The sequence below is a fragment of the Mycolicibacter senuensis genome (assembly GCF_003284925.1).
GTDB lineage: Bacteria > Actinomycetota > Actinomycetes > Mycobacteriales > Mycobacteriaceae > Mycobacterium > Mycobacterium algericum_A.
The window spans coordinates 1-6,529 of sequence record NZ_QMEX01000178.1; the positions used below are offsets into that span (position 1 = coordinate 1).

General features: G+C 69.4%; 10 protein-coding genes. 7 read left to right on the forward strand and 3 right to left on the reverse strand.

The features are described 5' to 3' along the window. Nucleotides 1–607, reverse strand: a 607-nt coding sequence (locus DQP56_RS21775; RefSeq protein WP_435673897.1) for a 5'-3' exonuclease, incomplete at its 3' end; no start/stop codon positions are given. A gap of 104 nt (nt 608–711) precedes the next feature. On the opposite strand from DQP56_RS21775, the gene DQP56_RS21780 reads away from it, so the two are divergent. Then, nucleotides 712–1,839: a M24 family metallopeptidase gene (locus DQP56_RS21780; protein ID WP_112688986.1), complete on the forward strand. Its 1,128-nt coding sequence runs from the start codon at nt 712–714 to the stop codon at nt 1,837–1,839. Here the strand turns inward: DQP56_RS21780 and DQP56_RS21785 are convergent. Beyond that, entirely contained in the window at nt 1,836–2,249 is a 414-nt protein-coding gene (locus DQP56_RS21785) for a F420-dependent biliverdin reductase (protein WP_013829042.1), read from the reverse strand. The two genes, DQP56_RS21780 and DQP56_RS21785, sit on opposite strands and share 4 nt — an antisense overlap. A gap of 35 nt (nt 2,250–2,284) precedes the next feature. Here DQP56_RS21785 and DQP56_RS21790 point away from each other — a divergent pair, with 35 nt between their 5' ends. The 4 genes from DQP56_RS21790 (at nt 2,285) to ric (ending at nt 4,736) form a co-directional block, all read left to right on the forward strand. Then, nucleotides 2,285–3,034, forward strand: a complete 750-nt coding sequence (locus DQP56_RS21790; protein ID WP_112688988.1) for an SDR family NAD(P)-dependent oxidoreductase — start codon at nt 2,285–2,287, stop codon at nt 3,032–3,034. Between the two features lie 134 nt (nt 3,035–3,168). Then, a complete protein-coding gene (locus DQP56_RS21795; protein WP_234825779.1) occupies nt 3,169–3,609 on the forward strand; it encodes a hypothetical protein in 441 nt (146 codons plus the stop codon). Further along, entirely contained in the window at nt 3,561–3,947 is a 387-nt protein-coding gene (locus DQP56_RS21800) for a PPOX class F420-dependent oxidoreductase (RefSeq protein ID WP_112688990.1), read from the forward strand. Before DQP56_RS21795 ends, DQP56_RS21800 begins: the two co-directional genes overlap by 49 nt. A gap of 87 nt (nt 3,948–4,034) precedes the next feature. Next, nucleotides 4,035–4,736, forward strand: coding sequence for an iron-sulfur cluster repair di-iron protein (ric, locus tag DQP56_RS21805; RefSeq protein ID WP_112688992.1), 702 nt, complete (start codon nt 4,035–4,037; stop codon nt 4,734–4,736). 2 nt (nt 4,737–4,738) lie between these two features. Here ric and DQP56_RS21810 read toward each other — a convergent pair whose 3' ends face one another. Continuing rightward, nucleotides 4,739–5,440 (reverse strand): dienelactone hydrolase family protein, encoded by a 702-nt coding sequence (locus tag DQP56_RS21810; protein ID WP_112688994.1) that lies wholly within the window; start codon nt 5,438–5,440, stop codon nt 4,739–4,741. Nucleotides 5,441–5,505: 65 nt separating this feature from the next. Between DQP56_RS21810 and DQP56_RS21815 the strand changes: the two genes are divergently transcribed. Both DQP56_RS21815 and DQP56_RS21820 read left to right on the forward strand, forming a co-directional pair. After that, a complete protein-coding gene (locus DQP56_RS21815) occupies nt 5,506–5,997 on the forward strand; it encodes an FxsA family protein (protein ID WP_112688996.1) in 492 nt (163 codons plus the stop codon). Between the two features lie 106 nt (nt 5,998–6,103). Then, the coding region (locus DQP56_RS21820) for an amidohydrolase family protein (protein WP_234825780.1) at nt 6,104–6,529 on the forward strand (426 nt) is incomplete at its 3' end.

The window sequence follows — 6,529 nt, forward strand, 5'->3', positions numbered from 1 at the left end:
GCAGCGCCATTTCGGCGTAGGCGGCGCCGGCCCGCTGCGCCGGCAGGCCGTAGCGCTCAGCCACCTCCGCGGGCCCGAACAGCGTCGCGCGCGCCAGCCCGCGTCCCAGGTAGAGCACCGACACCGGTACCGGATGCTCAGCGACCACCTGCAGCAGATCGCGATCGCCGCTGACGACGATCACCGGGTCACGCCGCTCGGCTGCCGCCAGCGTGCCCAGTACGTCGTCGGCCTCGTAGTCGGGGGCGCCGGCGGTGGCGATCCCGAAGGCATCGAGCAACTCGGCGATCCATTCCACCTGGGGAGTCAGTTCGTCGGGCACCTCCTCGATGTCGGGGGCGTCAACGTCAGCCGGTGCCTCTTCGGCGACCCGGTGTGCCTTGTACGACGCGACGAGGTCCACCCGCCATTGCGGGCGCCAGTCCAGATCCAGGCAGACCGCCAGCCGATCGGGCTGCTGGCGGGTGATCAGGGTGGCCACCGAGTCGAAGAAGCCGCGCACCGCGTTCACCGGCCGGCCGTCAGGCGCGGTGATCGAGGACGGCACCCCGAAATAGGACCGGAACCACATACTGGCACCGTCGAGCAGCAGCACGGGAGCAGGCATGGCAGCCACCCTATTTGCCGCTGGTCGCCCCGCGAAACGCAACACCGCGACACCTCTCACGCGTGTCGCGTCGTGAGTTTCGCACTCGCCGACCGGATAGCCTGATGTGCGTGACTTCCCGGTTCGACAGCAGCGTCTACGCCCACCGCCTGGCCGCCGCGGCAGCCGCCACCGCGAAGGCCGGCCTGGCCGGCCTGGTGATCACACCGGGCTACGACCTGCGCTACCTGACCGGGTCACGGGCTCAGACCTTCGAACGGCTCACCGCGCTGGTGCTGCCGGTGTCGGGCCCGCCCACCATGGTGGTGCCGCGACTGGAACTGGCGGCGCTGCGCGAATCCGCGGTGGCGGATCTGGGCGTGGCGGTGCGCGACTGGGTCGACGGCGAGGACCCCTACCGCATGGTGGGTGAGGCGCTGGGGGGCCGGCCGGCGGCCGCGGCGGTCACCGACGCGATGTCGGCGCTGCATCTGCTGCCACTCATCGATGTTCTCGGCGCCACCCCGGTGCTGGCCACCGCTGTGTTACGTGGATTGCGAATGATCAAGGACCCCAGCGAGATCGACGCGCTGCGCAAGGCCGGAGCGGCGATCGACCGGGTGCACGCCCGGGTACCGGAGTTCCTGGTCCCGGGCCGTACCGAAGCCGACGTCGCCGCCGACATCGCCGAGGCGATCGTGGCCGAGGGCCATTCGGAGGTGGCCTTTATCATCGTCGGTTCGGGCCCGCACGGCGCCGACCCCCACCACGAGTGTTCGCAGCGTGAACTTGCCGCCGGCGACGTCGTGGTCGTCGACATCGGCGGCCCGGTCGAACCCGGATACCACTCCGACTCGACTCGGACCTACAGCCTGGGCGAGCCGGAACCGGAGGTGGCCCAACGGTATTCGGTGTTGCAACGAGCACAACGCGCCGCGGTCGAGAGCGTCCGTCCGGGAGTCACCGCCCGGCAGGTCGACGCCGCGGCACGCGATGTGCTGGCCGAAGCGGGGCTGGCGGAATACTTCGTGCACCGCACCGGTCACGGCATCGGCCTGTCGGTGCACGAAGAGCCGTACATCGTCGCCGGTAATGACCTCGCCCTGGCAGCCGGGATGGCGTTCTCGATCGAACCCGGCATCTACTTCCCCGGCAAGTGGGGCGCACGTATCGAGGACATCGTGATCGTCACCGCCGACGGCGCCGAGTCACTGAACAACCGGCCCCACGATCTGGTGGTGGTCGAGGTTTAGCGGGTACCGCGGTCGAGCAGATCCGCCGACCCCAGCACCCGTTCCACCTGTACTTCGATTACCACCCGCTGCGGATTGACCCGCGGTGTGCGGTAGCGCTGGGCGTAGCGCAGCTCGGCATCGCGGACCGCGGCGACCGCGTCGTTGACCGTCGCGCGGCCCTCCAGCGAGAGCCAGCGCGCGCCGTCGACCTGGCTGAGCACGGCTACACCGGCCCGGTCGGCGTTGACCGCCTTCTGCGAGCCGCCGGTGGTGATCACCCGGGCGATATGGGTTTTCGGGTCGAACGTGAAACCGACCGCGACCACATGCGGTGAGTTGTCGGCGCGCAGGGTGGTCAGCATCGCCAGGTGGCGTTCGGTGAGAAACGCCAGTGCGTCACTGGTGAGCCGGGTCGTCGCATTCGCCATCACCGTTCACGCTAGCGCAGGCGATAATCACAGCCGTGAACGACACGGTTGACGGGCCGGTGGTGATTTTCGGCGGCCGCAGTGAGATCGGGGGAGAACTGGCCTGCCGGCTGGCGCCCGGGGCGACGGTGGTGCTGGCCGCCAGGTCCGCCGACCGGCTCGACGCCGAGGCAGCCGCGGTGCGCGGCGCGGGTGCCATTGCCGTGCACACCGTCGAGTTCGACGCCGACGACCTGGCGAGCCACGGGCCGCTGGTCGCGCGGCTCATCGCCGAGCACGGGCCGATCGGCACCGCCGTGGTGGCCTTCGGGATTCTGGGCGACCAGGCACGCGCCGAGGCCGATGCCGCGCATGCCGTTGCCATCGTCCACACCGACTACGTCGCCCAGGTCAGCCTGCTCACTCACCTGGCCACGGCGATGCGAGCCGCCGGCCGGGGACGCATGGTGGTGTTCTCGTCGGTGGCCGGGGTGCGGGTGCGGCGCGCCAACTACGTCTACGGCTCGGCCAAAGCCGGCCTCGACGGGTTCGCCGGCGGACTTGCCGATGCGCTGCACGGCAGCGGGGTGGGATTGCTGATCGTTCGTCCGGGGTTCGTGATCGGACGGATGACCGACGGCATGAAACCGGCTCCGTTGGCCAGCACGCCGGCGCGGGTGGCGGCGGCGACGGCCCGCGCACTGGCCCGGGGGCGGCGCACGGTCGCGGTTCCCCGGCGGTTGCGGATGATGTTCGTAGCCATGCGACTGGTGCCGCAGCCCCTCTGGCGCCGGATGCCTCGGTGAGGCCCGAATACCCCGGTTACCGGGCAATTCGGGATGCCAGGACGCCTCAACCTATCAAGTTAATTAAAATTCACAACTAAATCACATGTGACGAGCTGGTTTCCGGCCTCCGAACAGCACTATGGTGTAAAACCATGGACGACCGTGATAAAGATCCCTCGGTAGTGCTGCCGTACCTGATCGGCCGGCCGCTGGCCGCCACCGAGGTCTACGAGGCCTTCGGCTACCGCAAATCCGCCTACTACAAGGCGGCCCACGAGGGCAGGCTGATCACCGCCGACAACTTGCTGCGGGTTGCCCAGCACTTCGGCCTGAACGCCGTGGACCTGCTGGTGCGCTACGGCCTGGTCCTCGCCCGATGCGGTGGCCGCCTACATCGACTCGGCGCCGGCGGCCCCGCCGCTGCCCAAGATCGCCGAACTGCACCCGGTCGCGAGCCGGCCCCCGCTGTAGCCGCGCCGGCGCAGCTCGCCCGTTGGCGGATCGTTCCCGGCGCCGCGGCGCCGGGGGGACTAGATTCACCACTGTGGCCCCAATCTTCGCCGAGATCGCCAAATCCGACTACGTGTTGCTGACCACGTTCACCAAGGACGGTCGCGCCAAGCCCACCCCGGTGTGGGCCGCACCGGATGGCAATCGGCTGTTGGTGATCACCCAGGAGTCCTCCTGGAAGGTCAAGCGAATCCGCAACACACCGCGCGTCACCTTGACGCCGTGCGACATGCGGGGCCAGCCCAAGGGCGAGGCCATCGAGGCGGTGGCCGCCGTGTTGGACAAGGCGGACAACGGTGCCGTCTACGCCGCGATCGGCAAGCGGTACGGGGTCATCGGCCGGGTGTTCAACGTGTTCAGCAAACTGCGCGGCGGGATGCGCAACAACGTCGGGCTGGCGTTGACGCCGGCTGCCGGCTGACCCGACGACTGCGTCACATATAGTGGACTTTAATCATTAATATTAGGATGGTTGGTCCGAACCACCCGCCGACAACGAGGAGTTCCCGTGGCCGCCTTCACCTCCGACCAGATCCTCGGCGACATCGTGACCGCCGACCCATCGACGACCCGCATCCTGAGCAGGTTCGGGATCGACTTCTGCTGCCACGGCCAGCGGACGCTGCGTGATGCGTGCGCCGCCGACGGCGTGAACGCTGACGAGCTGCTCGCGGCGCTGAACAGCTCCGGTGAGCCCGCCCAGCGCGCCGACTGGGCCGACTTCGACGACACCTCGCTGATCGCCCACATCGTCAGCACTCACCACCGGTTCCTCTGGGACGAGTTCCCGCGGCTGGCGGAGCTGGTCGACAAGGTGGCGCGGGTGCACGGCCCCAACCACGGCGAGCTGGTACGCGTCCGCGAGCTCTTCCACCAGTTGCGCGCCGGCATGGAACCCCACCTGCGCACCGAGGAGACCATGTTGTTCCCCGAGATCAGCCTGCTCGCCGGCCGACCGGACCGGCCGCTCTCCGACGAGCTGCGCAACGAACTGGCCGAAAACCAGCAGGAGCACGACAACGCCGGCCACCTGCTCGCCGAACTGCGCAAGCTCACCGACGACTACACCGTTCCGGCAGACGCCTGCGCCAGCTACACCGCGATGCTGGCCGGCCTGGCGGAGCTGGAAAGCGACATCCACCTGCACGTGCACAAGGAGAACAACGTGCTGTTCCCGCGGGTGCTCGCCGCAGCCGGCAGTCTCGCCTGAGCTCAGCCGGCGGCCTGTAGGTGTTCGCCGAAGAACGCGAACACCCGCGCCCAGGCATCGGCGGTGGCGGCCTCGTTGTAGCCGAAGCCGGTGATGCGGAGCAGCGGCTGGGCCGGCAGCTTGTTGGCGAAGCTGTGTCCGGCTCCCGGATAGGTCTTGATGTCGTGCGGGATGTCGTGTTGCTCCACGACCCGGCGTAGCCGGTCGGGGGCTCCTCTCCCCAGCGGATCGCGGCCGCCGAAGCTGGCGACGATCGGGCAGGCGCCGGTGAGGGTCTCCTCCAGGCGCCGGGGCAGTGGCGTGCCGTAGAACGGGGCCGAGGCTCCAAACCCCTTGGGTGACAAGACCAGTGAGAACTGCCCGCCCATGCAGAAACCGGCGATTCCGACCGTGCCCGAACATTCCGGCATGCCCAACAGGTGGTCGCGGGCGGCCAGGATGTCATCCAGCGCGCGGCCGCGCTGGGTCAGCAGTTCCCGGAACACCCGGGTGATGCAGCGGGCCCGGCCGCCGCGGGAGTACAGGTTGGGCGACACGGCCAGATAACCCGCGTCGGCGATGCGCTCGGAGATGGCCTCCATGTCTGCGGCGTAGCCGATCGCATCGTGGACCACCACCACGCCGGGCCATGGTCCGGGCCCTTCCGGAATGTCCAGCAGCGCTTCGATGGGCCCGTCGGGAGTGGCAACTTCGATGGTCGTCATGGCCTCAAGGTATTCCCCTGGGCGCCGGGTGGGAACCTCCTCGACGGTTCAGACGTTGGGGTGGCATGGCGAGCGCTGTGTTGCGGATCGTGCTGATCTACATCTTGGTCGAGTCGGCGGCGGTTGCCGCGCTGATCTGGGGGATCGGTTTCGGCTGGACCGCACTGCTGCTGGTGGGCGCATTTCTGGTCGGGCTGGCATTGGCGGCCGGGCAGATTAGGCGCCAGGTAGCCCGGTTGCGTTCCGGTGCGGGGCAGCGCGTGCTCGCCGACGGTGGGCTGATCGCGGCGGGCACGCTGCTGGTCGTGGTCCCCGGACCGGTGACCACGCTGGCGGGCCTGGCACTGCTGGCGCCTGGAACCAGGGCTGCTGTGCGCCCGCTGCTGGCCGGGGCGGCGGCCGCTGGGATCGGCCGCCGCACACCACTGGTGGCTGCCACGGTCGTCGGTCGACGCTGGTACACCGCCCGGCGCACGCCCGGCCGTCGCACCGACTACATCGACGCCGAATTCGTCGACGTCACCGAGACCCAACCGCCCGCCCTGTCCCACGGTTGATCCGGCACCCCGTACTTTCTACGTCGTGACCGTTGTGCCCGGGGCTCCCACGTCGCTGTTGCTCGGCGGACGTATCCACAGCCCGAGTCATCCCGATGCCACCGCGATGGCCGTCCGCGACGGGGTGGTCGCCTGGCTGGGCAGCGACGCCGTCGGTCGGGAGCAGTTTCCGCAAGCCGACGTCACCGACCTCGACGGGGCTTTGGTGACGCCCGGTTTCGTCGACAGTCATGTCCATGTCACCGAGACGGGGCTGTGCCGCACCGGCCTGGATCTGCGGCCGGCCAGCTCGCAGCGGCACTGTCTGCAGTTGATCGCCGATTACGCGGCGGCCCATCCCGACCAGCCGATCTGGGGCCACGGTTGGGACGAGTCGGGCTGGCCCGACGGTGCCGCCCCGGACACCGAGGCGCTCGACGCGGTGGTGGGCGAGCGCCCGGCCTACCTGTCCCGGGTCGACGTCCACTCGGCGCTGGCTTCGAGCGGGTTGCGCAAGCGGGTGCCGAAGCTGTCGGCGGAGTCCGGAATCGGG